13 protein-coding genes are annotated in these 13478 nt (G+C 54.7%); 8 read left to right on the forward strand and 5 right to left on the reverse strand.

Features of this window, described 5'->3' with window-relative positions; all coding sequences use genetic code 11:
* The first annotated feature begins 67 nt into the window (after positions 1-67).
* The 4 genes from ACJ8QI_RS23360 to ACJ8QI_RS23375 all read left to right on the forward strand — a co-directional run bounded on the left by ACJ8QI_RS23360 (position 68) and on the right by ACJ8QI_RS23375 (position 4596).
* Complete coding sequence (locus ACJ8QI_RS23360; RefSeq protein ID WP_084827108.1) at positions 68-643, forward strand: aminodeoxychorismate synthase component II; 576 nt, start codon at positions 68-70, stop codon at positions 641-643.
* A 131-nt stretch (positions 644-774) separates the two neighbouring features.
* On the forward strand, positions 775-1992 hold the full coding sequence (gene argD / locus ACJ8QI_RS23365) for a bifunctional acetylornithine/succinyldiaminopimelate transaminase (RefSeq protein WP_197827341.1): 1218 nt from the start codon (positions 775-777) through the stop codon (positions 1990-1992).
* 874 nt (positions 1993-2866) lie between these two features.
* A complete protein-coding gene (locus tag ACJ8QI_RS23370) occupies positions 2867-3949 on the forward strand; it encodes a hypothetical protein (protein ID WP_442533161.1) in 1083 nt (360 codons plus the stop codon).
* A 44-nt stretch (positions 3950-3993) separates the two neighbouring features.
* Complete coding sequence (locus ACJ8QI_RS23375; RefSeq protein ID WP_442533162.1) at positions 3994-4596, forward strand: GNAT family N-acetyltransferase; 603 nt, start codon at positions 3994-3996, stop codon at positions 4594-4596.
* 432 nt (positions 4597-5028) lie between these two features.
* Here the strand turns inward: ACJ8QI_RS23375 and ACJ8QI_RS23380 are convergent, their stop codons facing one another.
* Positions 5029-7107 carry a YccS/YhfK family putative transporter gene (locus ACJ8QI_RS23380; protein ID WP_060424556.1) on the reverse strand — a complete coding sequence of 693 codons (2079 nt, stop codon included), beginning with the start codon at positions 7105-7107 and terminating at the stop codon, positions 5029-5031.
* A 50-nt stretch (positions 7108-7157) separates the two neighbouring features.
* Positions 7158-7790 (reverse strand): cAMP-activated global transcriptional regulator CRP, encoded by a 633-nt coding sequence (gene crp, locus ACJ8QI_RS23385; RefSeq protein ID WP_004090925.1) that lies wholly within the window; start codon positions 7788-7790, stop codon positions 7158-7160.
* 382 nt (positions 7791-8172) lie between these two features.
* Between crp and ACJ8QI_RS23390 the strand changes: the two genes are divergently transcribed.
* Positions 8173-8580, forward strand: a complete 408-nt coding sequence (locus tag ACJ8QI_RS23390) for an OsmC family protein (RefSeq protein WP_004930372.1) — start codon at positions 8173-8175, stop codon at positions 8578-8580.
* Between the two features lie 38 nt (positions 8581-8618).
* Here the strand turns inward: ACJ8QI_RS23390 and ACJ8QI_RS23395 are convergent, their stop codons facing one another.
* The 3 genes from ACJ8QI_RS23395 to ACJ8QI_RS23405 all read right to left on the reverse strand — a co-directional run bounded on the left by ACJ8QI_RS23395 (position 8619) and on the right by ACJ8QI_RS23405 (position 10850).
* Positions 8619-9488 carry a phosphoribulokinase gene (locus ACJ8QI_RS23395; protein ID WP_033636275.1) on the reverse strand — a complete coding sequence of 290 codons (870 nt, stop codon included), beginning with the start codon at positions 9486-9488 and terminating at the stop codon, positions 8619-8621.
* Positions 9489-9639: 151 nt separating this feature from the next.
* Positions 9640-9873 carry a YheU family protein gene (locus ACJ8QI_RS23400; protein WP_004930376.1) on the reverse strand — a complete coding sequence of 78 codons (234 nt, stop codon included), beginning with the start codon at positions 9871-9873 and terminating at the stop codon, positions 9640-9642.
* The gene (locus ACJ8QI_RS23405) at positions 9870-10850 is read right to left on the reverse strand and encodes a hydrolase (RefSeq protein ID WP_442533163.1); all 981 of its coding nucleotides are present in this window, start codon (positions 10848-10850) and stop codon (positions 9870-9872) included. The genes ACJ8QI_RS23400 and ACJ8QI_RS23405 overlap by 4 nt, the downstream gene beginning before the upstream one ends.
* A 119-nt stretch (positions 10851-10969) precedes the next feature.
* On the opposite strand from ACJ8QI_RS23405, the gene ACJ8QI_RS23410 reads away from it, so the two are divergent.
* From ACJ8QI_RS23410 to tauA, 3 genes are all read left to right on the forward strand, one after another.
* Complete coding sequence (locus ACJ8QI_RS23410; protein ID WP_038878079.1) at positions 10970-11572, forward strand: LysE family translocator; 603 nt, start codon at positions 10970-10972, stop codon at positions 11570-11572.
* A 10-nt stretch (positions 11573-11582) separates the two neighbouring features.
* Positions 11583-12365 (forward strand): PhzF family phenazine biosynthesis protein, encoded by a 783-nt coding sequence (locus ACJ8QI_RS23415; protein ID WP_342121410.1) that lies wholly within the window; start codon positions 11583-11585, stop codon positions 12363-12365.
* Between the two features lie 114 nt (positions 12366-12479).
* Positions 12480-13475: a taurine ABC transporter substrate-binding protein gene (tauA, locus tag ACJ8QI_RS23420; protein WP_060424564.1), complete on the forward strand. Its 996-nt coding sequence runs from the start codon at positions 12480-12482 to the stop codon at positions 13473-13475.
* Positions 13476-13478 lie beyond the last annotated feature (3 nt).

The raw sequence follows: 13478 nt of genomic DNA on the forward strand, positions 1-13478 counted from the left end.
AATTATCGTCGGCAGCGGCGGGTTAAATCAGTACACTGTGGCGGCATTTTTCTCTGCCGGACCTAACATGCTGCTGCTGATCGATAACTACGACTCCTTTACCTATAACCTTTACCAGTACTTCTGCGAATTGGGCGCCGAGGTGCTGGTGAAGCGCAACGATGAGCTGCAGCTGGCCGATATCGAGCGGCTGGCGCCGCAGCATCTGGTGATTTCCCCTGGCCCCTGTACCCCGAACGAAGCGGGTATCTCGCTGGCCGCCATTCGTCATTTCGCCGACAAGCTGCCGATCCTCGGCGTGTGCCTGGGGCACCAGGCGCTGGGGCAGGCGTTCGGCGCCGAGGTGGTGCGCGCCCGCGCGGTGATGCACGGCAAAACCTCGGCGATTCGTCACCTGGGCGTCGGCGTGTTTCGCGGCTTGAGCGATCCGCTGACCGTGACCCGCTATCACTCGCTGGTGCTGAAAGCCGATACGCTGCCGGACTGCTTTGAAGTGACCGCCTGGAGCGAGCGCGACGGCGTACGCGACGAGATCATGGGCATCCGCCACCGCACTTTGGCGCTGGAAGGCGTGCAGTTCCATCCGGAAAGCGTGCTCAGCGAGCAGGGCCACCAGCTGCTGGATAATTTCCTCAAGCGTTAATTCCGGTGCGTTTTTTTCGCCCGTCAGGCGTTTTGCGTTTGCGCCTGATTGGTTTTTTATGCATATTTCGTGATTATGTTTTCAATCTGACATTACGATAGCGCTGAAAAACTTTCAGGGTGGAGCCGAAAATGACTGAAAAATCCGCAGTGAGCCGCAGTACCTTTGACCAGGTGATCCTGCCTGTTTATGCGCCTGCCCAGTTTGTGCCGGTGCGTGGCCAAGGCAGCCGGGTCTGGGATCAGCAGGGAAAAGAGTACATCGATTTTTCCGGCGGCATCGCGGTGACGGCGCTGGGGCACTGCCATCCGGCGCTGGTCGAGGCGCTTAAACGCCAGGGCGAAACCCTGTGGCATACCAGCAACGTCTTCACCAATGAGCCCGCGCTGCGCCTGGCAAGCAAACTGATCGACGCCACCTTCGCCGATCGGGTGTTCTTCGCCAACTCCGGCGCTGAGGCCAACGAGGCGGCGTTCAAACTGGCGCGCCATTACGCCATCACCCGCCACAGCCCGTACAAAACTAAAATCATCGCTTTCTATAACGCGTTTCACGGCCGCACGCTATTCACCGTGTCGGTGGGCGGGCAGGCTAAATACTCCGACGGGTTCGGGCCGAAGCCGGCCGACATCGTGCACGTGCCGTTCAACGATTTGGCGGCGGTGAAGGCGGTGATGGACGACCACACCTGCGCGGTGGTGATGGAGCCGATTCAGGGCGAGGGCGGTATTACGCCGGTCGACGCCGGCTTCCTCAAAGGCGTGCGCGAGCTGTGCGACCAACATCAGGCGCTGCTGGTGTTCGACGAAGTGCAAAGCGGCATGGGGCGCAGCGGCAAACTGTTCGCCTATATGCATTATGGCGTGACGCCGGACATTCTCACCACCGCCAAGGCGCTGGGCGGCGGTTTCCCGGTCAGCGCCATGCTGACCACCGAAGACATTGCGTCGGTGATGCAGGTGGGCACCCACGGCACCACTTACGGCGGCAACCCGCTGGCCTGCGCGGTGGCGGAGGCGGCGCTGGACGTGATCAATACGCCGGAGGTGCTGAGCGGCATTGAGCAGCGTCATGCGCTGTATGTGCAGGCTTTGCAGCATATCGGCGATAAATACGGTATTTTCACCGCGATTCGCGGCATGGGGCTGCTGATTGGCGCCGAGCTGACGCCGCATTATCACGGCAGGGCGCGCGACTTCCTCACCGCCGCCGCCGCGCGTGGGTTGATGATCCTCAATGCCGGGCCGAACGTGATCCGCTTCGCGCCGGCGCTGGTGGTGGAGCTGCAGGATATCGAGGCCGGCATGGCGCTGTTCGAGCTGGCGGTGCAGGATGTGATCAACGCCTGAAGCCCGCGCGGCGAATAACGGGGCGCGGCATGCCGCGCCCTATTACTTATGGCATAAGGCTATGTTAAGCCGCAGTGCAAAATTGCTATCAACAAAAAATTATGAGCACTAAAGATAGTTATAATATGACTCACCATTATCTATTATTTCTAGTCTGGTTTTATATTTTATAGACGAGCTTATATTGTGCTGAATGCATCGGAAGGTGTAATTTTATTTTAAATGGTTATGTTTTATTATTTATAATTCTTCAATTATTGCATGATATAATGACTTATTGGTTTAACTGCGAGGTTTTTACGATGTGGCTTTATCTATTCGCCCTTCACATCGGAATGAAAGGGCTCTTGGAATATTGATGCTCAGACTCGGCTTGCTATATTTTACCTTTAAGGAACGAACTGAAATAATATCTGGAAAATACAATGAAAAGAAAGCTATTTATTTTTGATTAAACAATATCCTTTCCTCGATGAACTTCTGTATGCTGCTGTTTATATACAAGTATGACTGGGGAGGGGAAAAGTTAGGAAATTTATCTCTCAATAACTCTAATGAAATGGGCTGAACAACTTTCAAGTTTTTTATCTTAATTCCATAAGCTTCTTTTCCAGAAGTATAGCTAAGCATTTCTTTTATATCGAGACATGAGTCAAGGAGTAGTTTTTCATCGATATTATTACTATTGAATTTGATTATAGAATCTATCTGAAAAAAACCAACTATCTTCTTATCTGGACTGGAAGAGTAGATGAATACAGTATTGTTTTCATAAAAGTGGCGACCGATTTTCTTTCTTATTTCAATCTTTTTTGTTTGTGCTATAATTTTGTTGGAAAATTTAGGCTTGATACTTAGTAAAATAGGATTGCACATGGCTAAAAGTTTCGCTGTATGGATTGAAGGTGAGGACTATGATACTGCTAATTCGACAATGTGCATAGATGAGCTACACATTAATTTTTGGTGTACAAGAGAACCTGATATTAACTGTATTGATTTAGGTATTAAGTTTTCTTGTGGTAAAGCTGATATAAAATCTGAGGATTTAAAAGGTTATAACCTAAATATATTTATCCCTTTCCCCATTAACAAAGACCGGATTGAGGATTTAAGTACAAGGATGGAGTCGAACAGTGACCTGGTCTCCGCCATTTTTAATGACCACATACGTTGTACAAGAAACATAAAAACGAAACATGTTGTTTATAGTCTGGCATCTAAAAAAAACGAGTATCTAGCTTTAAATACTGGGTTGGAGTTTAGAGATATAGATGGGAGGTACGATGACAGAGTGATGGTGAGTGTCAATCACGATCATGCTAAAATAACATTTAAACTATCAAAATGTATTTTGTCATCTAGTTTTATTGATGGATTTAATGATGAAGAAGATTTTGTTAAAAATTATGTGAGATTGAGGTTAAATGAGCTAACTTCTTTAGAGTTAGATGCTTTATCTCATAAGACAATTAACTCAGATAGATATTTAAAACCTTATAAAGATGAACTTATAGTAATTGATTTTAGAATTAATGAATTACGTGTTCTACCTAACGATGTGAAAATCAGTCTTGCAAATTCGATTGCCTGCCCATCAAGATATCATTTATTTATCATACGAAATGAAACTGATGAATATCAGTTATCGCATTCTGGTCAAAGTTATAAAAAATGTAGAATACTTGAAGGAGAGACATGGCAAAAGTATTTCGAGAAAGATAAGTTTAAAAAAGACCAATCATCAATGATCTATCATTGGGAGAAAAAGTACGAAGGTAAGGAATCCAGGGGTGATTATAGAATGACGGATTTCATCGCTGTGGCAAAGTTTAGACAAACGGAGTCACCAGGCAAGACTATTATTATATACATACTAGTTATAATCATTATAAGTATTGTAAGTTGTGGGCTTTATGATTTGATTAAATCATTTTTTGTTGATTCTAATTCTTGAATGAACTAAAATATACGATTATATGATGACGTGAGGGGTGTTCAGTGTTTACACTCAAAAGCTTTGATAAAGATGAGTTGAAAAAACTCAATATGAACATTCCTCTGTCGATTAAGAGCATACAGCTTTTAATGCTTGATGAGCTATCTGACTTCTCGAACAGTGAAGTTAGAAATCTTTTTGTAAACGCTAACGAATATTATCCCGAGTTTCAATCGTGGTATGAGTCAAAGTTAATCGAGGATGCAATTGAAAGTCAAAGCCTTCATAAGGATTTCTTTATAGAGAATTCGTTTTTCAATAAAGGAAATGATCATCCATATCATAATCATATCCCAAGTGGTCGATTGGCTCTGGTTGCAGCTGTGAATGACAAGTTGGCTGGGTTATCTGTTTTGAAGAAGCATCCTGACGAGAATAAAATATCTACTTTTTATATTAACAAAAAATACAACAGGTTTGGGCTAGGCTCATTTTTATTGGAAAGTTCACTTTCATTGTTTAATGACCAGCCTGTTAATATCACTGTAAGTGAGGACTCGTTAGATGAAATGGCCCCATTCTTAATAAAGAATGGGTTTAAAGAGTATAAGTCAATTGACGGGGAGTATAAGAAAAATAAAAAAGAAATGCACTTTAGGAAGTGATTAAATTATATTGATTTGGAATTAATGGAATATGTTCTTCTGAAGTTATTAATTTATCCAACGATAAAGTCATCATTGATGAAGTTGTGAATTGAAGATCTATTAAATAAAACCCGTGTTAGATAAGGGCATCACTCAATACTCAGCGGGTTTGCCAATTTTTTATCGACTGAAGATTAAAAAAACAGCGCGCTGAAATGAGTGGTGTTTATCAACCGGATAATGAAAGGTGCCTTTATTTTTCTGAAAGTACAAACAGTTGTTTGATACTGCTGAAGTCTATGTCAGGTGTAATAAATAATTACATTAACAACTTACTGTAACTACGATAATATAACGGAAAATGACTAACCAGAGGCCTCTTTAGATTATGAATAGTCATTTGAATTTTTATCATCCAACATCTTTGTTAGGTTGTTCATCCGCGCGCCCTTATTGATCGCGGAGTTTGCGCTTGAGCCAGATGCCGTGGTGCGGGCGCTGGCGCCAGGCCAGCGACGAAATGGTGTGCATCACGCTCAGGTGCGACAAAATGCGCCGCAGATGGCGCTCCATCTCGGTAACGGGCATGTCCGGATGCAGATCCGGCGGCTGCATGATGCCGCTGTTGCCGCTGCTCGGGCCGTCGTATTCCAACCGCTGCTGGCAGCTTTGCAGCGCGATTTCACAGGTCTGCAGATACTCTTCCGCCAGTTTCGGCGTCAGCATGTAGTGCTCGCGTGCCAGAATGGTCATGGCGTTCAGGTGCTCGACGATGAACTGGCTGTGAGTGACCCACAGCCGCATGTCCGCCAGATAGTTTGACGCGAACCCCGGCTCTTGCATCGCCTGATTGAGCGAGGTGAACAGCGCGTTGTGTGCCTGGTTGACCTGCATGCGGGTATAGGCCAACGCGGTGGCGTCCGGTTCCGGTTGCTTCAGCATCAGCCGCAGCGCGGCTTGATCGTTCTCCAGCGCCTGATGGGCATTCTTGCGCAGCAGCCCGCTTTGCCACTGCGGCCACAGCCAAATGGTGCCGCCGAACGCCAGCACGCAGCCGATCAGCGTATCGATCAGGCGCGGTACCAGAAAATGCGAGCCGTTCAGCGCCAGCAACTGCAGGGTGTAAACCGCCGTGACCGTAAAGCCAATCACCGACAGCCCGTAGTTCTTGCGCGAAACCAGGTAGGCCAGCAGCGTGATCACCAGCATGATGCTCAGCGTTTCTCCCTCCGGCAACTGCAGCTGCAGCAGCCCGGCTGCCAGCAATAGCCCGGCAATCGTGCCCAGCGCACGGTGCTGAATACGCACCCGGGTGGCGTTATACCCGTTTTGGCTCACCAGCATGATGGTGAGCAGGATCCAGTAAGGCTTCGGCAGGTTGAATACCGCACCCAGGCTGCTGCCGACCGCCAGCGTTACGCCCAGCCGCGCGGCGTTGCGCAGGGCGGTGGATTTGAACGACAGATAGCTGACCAGCGCCGGCCAAAACGGCAGGCGGTGCTGGCCGGGCATCAGGTCGCGGCGGTACAGCGGATGCTGGGTGCGCAGCAGGCGGGCGATGCGGCTGAAGTGGTAATAACAAAACTGGCCGACCGGATTATCGGGATGCTGCGCCGCCATTTTTTCCAGCGCCGCCAGCTCGTGGGTCATGGAGAAGCGCTTCGAATGTTGATGATAGAGAATATCGTGCGCCACCACGCGCAGCCGGCCGGCGATCACCTGAGCATTGCGGCGAATGATCGCTTCGGCCTGGCTCTGCTCCACCAGTTTTTGCACCTCTTCCGGCAGATGCAGGCTGACGGTGATGTGCTCCTGCAGGTCCATCGCCACCTGAAAGGCGCGCTGCAGGCGCTTTTGCTCGAGATTGTTGGCGTGCGGCAGGAAATTAAGCTGTTGGTACAACAGGCTGATCAGGTCCATCACCTTTTGCTGGCGCACCAGCAGCGGCGGCAGCGCGGTCTGCGGATCGGTGTGCTGGGTCAGCAGCGAGTATTTGGCTTCGAAATAGTCCGCCAGTTCCAGGTAGAGCTGGCTCAGCGTCTCGCGCATCGGCTGCTCTTTCCACAGCTTGAACCAGAACCAGGTGAATAAGCCATACCAGGCGGTGCCGATCGCGTACAGCAGCGGCGCCTGCCAGATAGGCACCGTGCCGGCCGTGCTGAGGGCGAAGATGGCGGCCACCAGCGCCGCCGGCAACAGCCGGGCGTGCAGCGGGCTGATTTCGCCGGTGACGCCGAGCAGCAGCGCCAGGCCCAGCATCAGCGCCGGCAGCGGCACGTGCCACAGCAGGGCCTGTTGCAGCAGCACGCTGCTGAAGGCGAACAGCGAACCGCCGACGATCAGTCGTTTAAAGAAGCGCTTATGCGGCGTATCCAGCCCGGCGATATTGCAGCAGGCGGGCACGAGGGAGAACATCAGGCCGAGCTGCAGCTGGCCTATCAGCAGGCCGAACAGCACCGGCAGGCACAACACCAGCGTTTGTCGCAGTGCGTAGTTGATTTCCGGGTGGTAGATCAGGCGGCGCCACATGGCAGAGAGCAGACAAAAAAACGGCGCAGACTGCGCCGTTTTTTCAGGGATTAACGGGTGCCGTAGACGACAATGGTTTTGCCGTGGGCGGAAATCAGGTTTTGATCTTCCAGCATTTTCAGAATACGGCCAACGGTTTCACGCGAGCAGCCGACGATCTGGCCGATCTCCTGACGGGTGATCTTGATCTGCATGCCGTCCGGGTGAGTCATGGCGTCGGGTTGCTTCGCCAGATTCAGCAGGGTTTGCGCGATGCGGCCGGTAACGTCCAGGAAGGCGAGGTTGCCCACTTTTTCGGAGGTGACCTGCAGGCGGCTCGCCATTTGGGCGGACAGACGCATCAGGATGTCCGGGTTCACCTGGATCAGCTGGCGGAATTTCTTGTAGGAAATTTCGGCCACTTCACAGGCGGTTTTCGCGCGAACCCAGGCGCTGCGCTCCTGGCCTTCTTCGAACAATCCGAGCTCGCCGATGAAATCCCCCTGGTTGAGGTAGGACAGGATCATCTCTTTACCTTCTTCATCCTTAATCAGCACCGCGACGGAGCCTTTCACGATGTAGTAAAGCGTTTCGGCCTTTTCACCTTGGTGAATCAGCGTACTCTTCGATGGATATTTGTGGATATGGCAATGAGACAGGAACCATTCGAGAGTAGGGTCTGTTTGCGGTTTGCCGAGAACCATTCGCTGTTATCCTCTGTTGTTATCGCTGCCTTGTGTCACAGGGGTCAGAGTTCCCTGTAAAACCCGCCTGTAGCCGCAGTCATGAGCGAGGGCTACCGGCAAGTTTTGAGGCGTGTCATAAAAATACGCTGTCGCTCTAGCATATTAACTTGCCGTAAGCGCTGCAAGCTACATTCTGTTAACATACCGGTAAAGGAGCCTTTCTCTGGGCGTTTCCCTGAAATTCAGTGTCCCGGAAAGATTTATTGCGGCTCTGTTTGTAGCACAGAGTAAGGCGGGTGTCTCGTGTTGTCTCGCTTCAGCATGATTAGCATCAGGTTACGTTGCCTGTTTCTATGCGAAAGCGTACTCTGATTTTAAGAAATCAACCGGAGTGACCAGAATGCAGGCAAGAGTTAAATGGGTGGAAGGGTTAACGTTTTTGGGGGAATCGGCCTCCGGCCACCAGGTGCTGATGGACGGCAACGCCGGTGATAAAGCGCCCAGCCCGATGGAGATGGTGCTGATGTCGGTGGGCGGCTGCAGCGCGATCGACGTGGTGTCCATCCTGCAAAAAGGGCGCAACGACGTGCGCGACTGCGAGGTGAAGCTGACCTCCGAGCGCCGCGAAGAAGCCCCGCGGTTGTTCACCCATATCAACCTGCACTTCATCGTTACCGGCCAGGACCTGACCGACAAGATCGTCGAGCGTGCGGTGAACCTGTCGGCGGAGAAGTACTGCTCGGTGGCGCTGATGCTCAACAAGGCTGCCACGGTGACCCACAGCTTCGAGATCCGCCAACCGGCGTAATCGAAACGGAGCGCGGCCCGGCGCCGCGCTCAACGCATTTATTCGATCTTCTTGCCTTCCAGCAACCGCTGCACCAGCGGCGCCATGATCAGCTCCATCGCCAGCCCCATCTTGCCGCCCGGCACCACTAACGTATTGATGTGTGAGATAAACGAACCCTGCAGCATCGCCAGCAAATAGGGGAAATCTATCTGATCCAGCCCGCGGAAGTGGATCACCACGAAGCTTTCGTCCAGTGAGGGAATCGCCTTGGCGGCGAACGGGTTGGAGGTGTCCACCGTCGGCACGCGCTGGAAGTTGATGTGGGTGCGCGAGAACTGCGGCGTGATGTAGTTGATGTAATCTTCCATCGAACGCACCACCGAATCCATCACCGCTTCGCGAGAGTGGCCGCGCTCGCCGGTATCGCGGATCAGTTTCTGAATCCACTCCAGGTTGACGATCGGCACCACGCCGACCAGCAGATCGACGTGGTTGGCCACGTCATGGTGCTCGGTGACCACGCCGCCGTGCAGCCCCTCGTAGAACAGCACGTCAGTCGGCGCCGGCAGCGGTTCCCACGGGGTGAAGGTACCCGGCACCTGATTGTAGGGCACCGCTTCGTCGTAGGTGTGCAGATACTTGCGCGAGCGCCCGGTGCCGTTCTTGCCGTAGTCGATAAAGCTCTGCTGCAGCAGGCCGAAGTCGTTGGCCTCGGGGCCGAAATAGCTGATGTGTCTGCCCAGATCGCGCGCCTTGCGGATCGCCGCGTCCATTTCCGGCCGGGTGTAGCGATGGAAGCTGTCGCCCTCCAGCTCGGCGGCGCGGATGTTGAGCTGTTGGAAGATCTTACGGAACGCCACGCTGGTGGTGGTGGTGCCGGCGCCGCTGGAACCGGTCACCGCGATAACGGGATGTTTGGCAGACATGATGGTTGTCACTCCGTGTTGAATGCGCCGGCGTCAGGGGATTATTGTGGCTCTTGTTGACGCTCTCTATCTCAGGAAAAAATGGCGCGCGCTGGTTTGCAATGCCCCATTGTTACCTGATTTTTTCCGTCAGTCATAGAACCGAGCGCCACTAAATTTCTTCCTGCCCGGCGCGGAACTGGCCGCGCGGCATGATGTTGACGCTCTCGTGCAGTTCCGACCACACCAGCACCACTTCGCCGTTTTTCAGCTGGCGACGCACGTCCTCCACCTTCTGTTCCAGCGAGCGTTCGTGTTCGCCGTAATCGGTGCCTTCGCGCAGTACAAAGGATTCGATCAGGCTGTTCAGGGTGTCGGTTGCCAGTTCTTGCCAGGGAATGATCACGTCGGGATGTCCAGATAAGGGGAAAGCCAGGCCGGAATGCGATGTTCCAGCCACATGTGCGGTTTTTTCAGCGTGCCGCCGACGAAGCCGACGTGGCCGCCGTACTCGGTCAGCTGATATTCGATATTGCGCGGCAGGCTGGCGACGTCGGGGATCACCTCATGGGTCATGAAGGGATCGTCCTTCGCATGGATGATCAGCAGCGGCGTCTGAATAGCCGGCAACAGCGGTAGGGCGCTGCAGCGGCGATAGTAGTCGATAGCGTCGCTAAAGCCGTGAATGCGCGAGGTAATGGCGTCGTCGAATTCGCGGATGCGCCGCAACCCGTTCAGCTGTGACAGCTTGAGCGGCAGAGTGTCCGGGTAGTGCAACAGCTTGCGGGTGGCGTTTTGTTTCAGCTGCCCCAGCAGGTAGCGCTGATAAACACGGGAGAAGCCTTGCTCCATGCGGTAGGCGCAGGGCTCCAGCATCAGCGGCGCCGAGACCACCACCGCCGCTTGCAGCAGGCTGTCGGCGCCTTGCTGCGCCAGATAGCAGGCCAGCATGTTGCCGCCGAGCGAAACGCCTACCGCCGCGGTCGGCACCTCGCCGTAGCGGTCGCGCAGCCAGCGCAGAAAGAAGCGCGCATCTTCGGTTTCACCGGAGTGGTAGATGCGCTGCTTGCGGTTGGGCACGCCGCTGCAGCCGCGAAAGTGCATCACCACGCCGAGCCAGCCACGCTCACGCCAGGCGTTGAGCAGGCCATGTGCGTAGGGGCTGTAGAAGCTGCCTTCCAGGCCGTGGAACAGCACCGCGCGCGGTTTGTCGCGCGCCTGTGCCGGATCTTCGCTCCAGGCGAGATCGACGAAATCGCCGTCAGGCAATTCCAGCCGTTGCCAATGCGGTTTCAATAACACGCGGCGGCGCACCAACCGCGGCAACAGCGTTTGCAGGTGCGGGTTACTGGCCCCGGTCAGAGGGCGAAAGGTGTTAGGCATAGGCTGAGTAAAAATGTTGTGGGCGGCTATTGTGAGATCCCTAGCGCACTGTTAGCTTCAATACCAAGAAATAACAATGATACTGCAAAAAAGCGCCTTGGGTGAGGAGCACCCGTGCCATGGAACCGAGTTTATTCCTTTCGATGCTGGGCTTCCTGTGGGTCGCCGCCATCACGCCTGGCCCCAATAACCTGCTGTTGACTACCTCCGGCGCTAACTTCGGCTTTATGCGATCGCTGTGGCTGATGGTCGGTATCATGCTCGGCATGCAAAGCATTTTGCTGCTGGTGGCTTTCGGCGTCGGCAGCCTGATCCTGGTCTACCCGTCGCTGCACCTGATCCTGAAAATCCTCGGCAGTCTGTACCTGCTGTGGCTGGCGTGGAAAGTCGCCACCGCCGCCTATGAAAAACTGGAAACCGACGTGGCGCCGCCGCAGCCGGTGCGGCTGTATCAGGGCTGGCTGCTGCAGTTCCTCAACCCGAAAGCCTGGCTGATGGCGCTGGGGGCGGTGGCCAGCTTCAGCCTGGCGGGCGATAAGTACAACGGATCCATTGCGGCGATCGCGCTGGGCATTTTGGTGGTCAACATTGTCGCCGGCATTATCTGGCTGGCGTTCGGCACCGTGATCGGCCGCCTGCTGCGCAGCAAAAAGGCCTGGGTTATCTTCAACGTTTCCATGGGGTTGTTGACCGCAGCCTGTGTGTTACTGATCTGGCATTAAGGAGCGAACGATGGCGGAAAATTATTATCACGTGGTTGCCTTTACCGGCAAAGGGCTGCGCGGCAACCCGGCCGGGGTTTGCCTGCTGACGCAGCCGCTGCCGGCGGAGCGGCTGCAGGCGATCGCCAACGAGATCGGCCTGCCGGAAACCAGCTTTGTCTGGGATGACGGCGACATGACCGCTATCCGCTGGTTTACCCCGGAACGCGAGGTCGATCTTTGCGGCCACGGCACCCTGGCGGCGGCGCATGTGATGTTCAGCGCGATCAATCCGGCGCTGCAGGATATCCGCTTCCGTTCGGCCGGCGGCGAGCTGTTCGTCAAGCGCGATGCGCAGGACGGGGAACGGCTGGTGCTCGACTTCCCCGCGCGGCCGCCGCAGAAGGTGGCTGAGCCGGCGGGCCTCGCGGCGCTGCTGGGCGTGCAGCCGCTGGAGGTGTGGCAGGCGAAAGCGCTGATGGTGGTGCTGGAAAATGAGGCGCAGGTACGCGCGCTGCGGCCGGACATCCCGGCGCTGATCGCGCTGGCCGGGCGTGCGGTAATCGTTACCGCGCCGGGTGACACCGTGGACTTCGTGTCGCGCTATTTCACGCTCGACGGCGGTGAAGATCCGGTTACCGGCTCCGCGCACTGCACGCTGATGCCTTACTGGACGGCGCGTCTCGGCCGCCATCGGCTGCATGCGCAGCAGATCTCGGCACGCGGCGGCGAACTGTTCTGCGAACTGCACGGGGATCGCACGCTGCTCGGCGGCTATGCTCATGTGTTCCTGCACGGAAGTATCGCGCTGTAACCCGTGTTTATATTACTCACGGTAATAAAGAAGACTTTTTTATTCTTTTATAGCCCGTCATCGCTCAGATAAAACTGTCAGCAACTGAACAGATTTTTATCAACGGAGCGGAACATGGCGGGCAAACTCTTTTCCTTACGCAACGCGGCGCTGTTGGCGCTGTCGCTCAGCGCAACCAGCGCCTACGCGGTGGATGTGACCGTGGCGTACCAGACGTCGGCGGAACCGGCCAAGGTGGCGCAGGCGGAAAACAGCTTCGCCAAACGGTCCGGCGCGACCGTCGACTGGCGTAAGTTCGACAGCGGCTCCAGCGTGCTGCGTGCGTTGGCCTCCGGCGACGTGCAGATCGGCAATATCGGCTCCAGCCCGCTGGCGGTGGCCGCCAGCCAGAAACTCCCCATCGAAGTGTTCCTCATCGCCTCGCAGCTCGGCAGTTCCGAAGCGCTGGTGGTGAAAAATGACATCAAAAGCCCGCAGGATCTGATCGGCAAGCGCATTGCGGTGCCGTTTATCTCCACCACCCATTACAGCCTGCTGGCCTCGCTCAAGCATTGGGGCATCAAGCCTGAGCAGGTGAAGATCCTCAATCTGCAGCCGCCGGCCATCGCCGCCGCCTGGCAGCGCGGCGACATCGACGGCGCCTACGTCTGGGCGCCGGTGGTCAACGAACTGGCCAAACAGGGCAAGGTGTTGACCGACTCCGCGCAGGTGGGCGAATGGGGCTCGCCGACGCTGGACGTGTGGGTGGTGCGCAAAGATTTTGCCGAGAAACATCCCGACGTGGTGACCGCCTTTGCCGCCAGCGCCCTGCAGGCGCAAAAAGCCTACCTGGCGGCGCCGGAACAGTGGCTGAAAGATCCGAACCACCTCAGCACGCTGGCGCGCCTGAGCGGCGTGCCGGAAGCGCAGGTGCCGGAGCTGGTGAAGGGAAACCGTTATCTGCCGGTGGCGGATCAGGTTGCCCAGCTCGGCCAGCCGGTGGACAAGGCGATCCGCGATACCGCCGAATTCCTCAAGCAGCAGGGCAAGATCCCGCAGGTCGACAGCGACTACAGCGCTTACGTGACCGACCGCTTTGTGAAACAGGTGCAGGCTGCGCCGCAGTCGTAAGGA

The organism is Serratia sp. CY84636, from assembly GCF_052166245.1.
GTDB classification, from domain to species: domain Bacteria; phylum Pseudomonadota; class Gammaproteobacteria; order Enterobacterales; family Enterobacteriaceae; genus Serratia; species Serratia nevei.

Coding starts and splice junctions, on each gene's coding strand:
- argD (WP_197827341.1), top strand. CDS start 775: ATGACTGAAAAATCCGCAGTGAGCCGCAGTACCTTTGACCAGGTGATC.
- ACJ8QI_RS23360 (WP_084827108.1), top strand. CDS start 68: ATGCTGCTGCTGATCGATAACTACGACTCCTTTACCTATAACCTTTAC.
- ACJ8QI_RS23370 (WP_442533161.1), top strand. CDS start 2,867: ATGGCTAAAAGTTTCGCTGTATGGATTGAAGGTGAGGACTATGATACT.
- tauA (WP_060424564.1), top strand. CDS start 12,480: ATGGCGGGCAAACTCTTTTCCTTACGCAACGCGGCGCTGTTGGCGCTG.
- crp (WP_004090925.1), bottom strand. CDS start 7,790: ATGGTTCTCGGCAAACCGCAAACAGACCCTACTCTCGAATGGTTCCTG.
- ACJ8QI_RS23395 (WP_033636275.1), bottom strand. CDS start 9,488: ATGTCTGCCAAACATCCCGTTATCGCGGTGACCGGTTCCAGCGGCGCC.
- ACJ8QI_RS23410 (WP_038878079.1), top strand. CDS start 10,970: ATGGAACCGAGTTTATTCCTTTCGATGCTGGGCTTCCTGTGGGTCGCC.
- ACJ8QI_RS23390 (WP_004930372.1), top strand. CDS start 8,173: ATGCAGGCAAGAGTTAAATGGGTGGAAGGGTTAACGTTTTTGGGGGAA.
- ACJ8QI_RS23380 (WP_060424556.1), bottom strand. CDS start 7,107: ATGTGGCGCCGCCTGATCTACCACCCGGAAATCAACTACGCACTGCGA.
- ACJ8QI_RS23415 (WP_342121410.1), top strand. CDS start 11,583: ATGGCGGAAAATTATTATCACGTGGTTGCCTTTACCGGCAAAGGGCTG.
- ACJ8QI_RS23405 (WP_442533163.1), bottom strand. CDS start 10,850: ATGCCTAACACCTTTCGCCCTCTGACCGGGGCCAGTAACCCGCACCTG.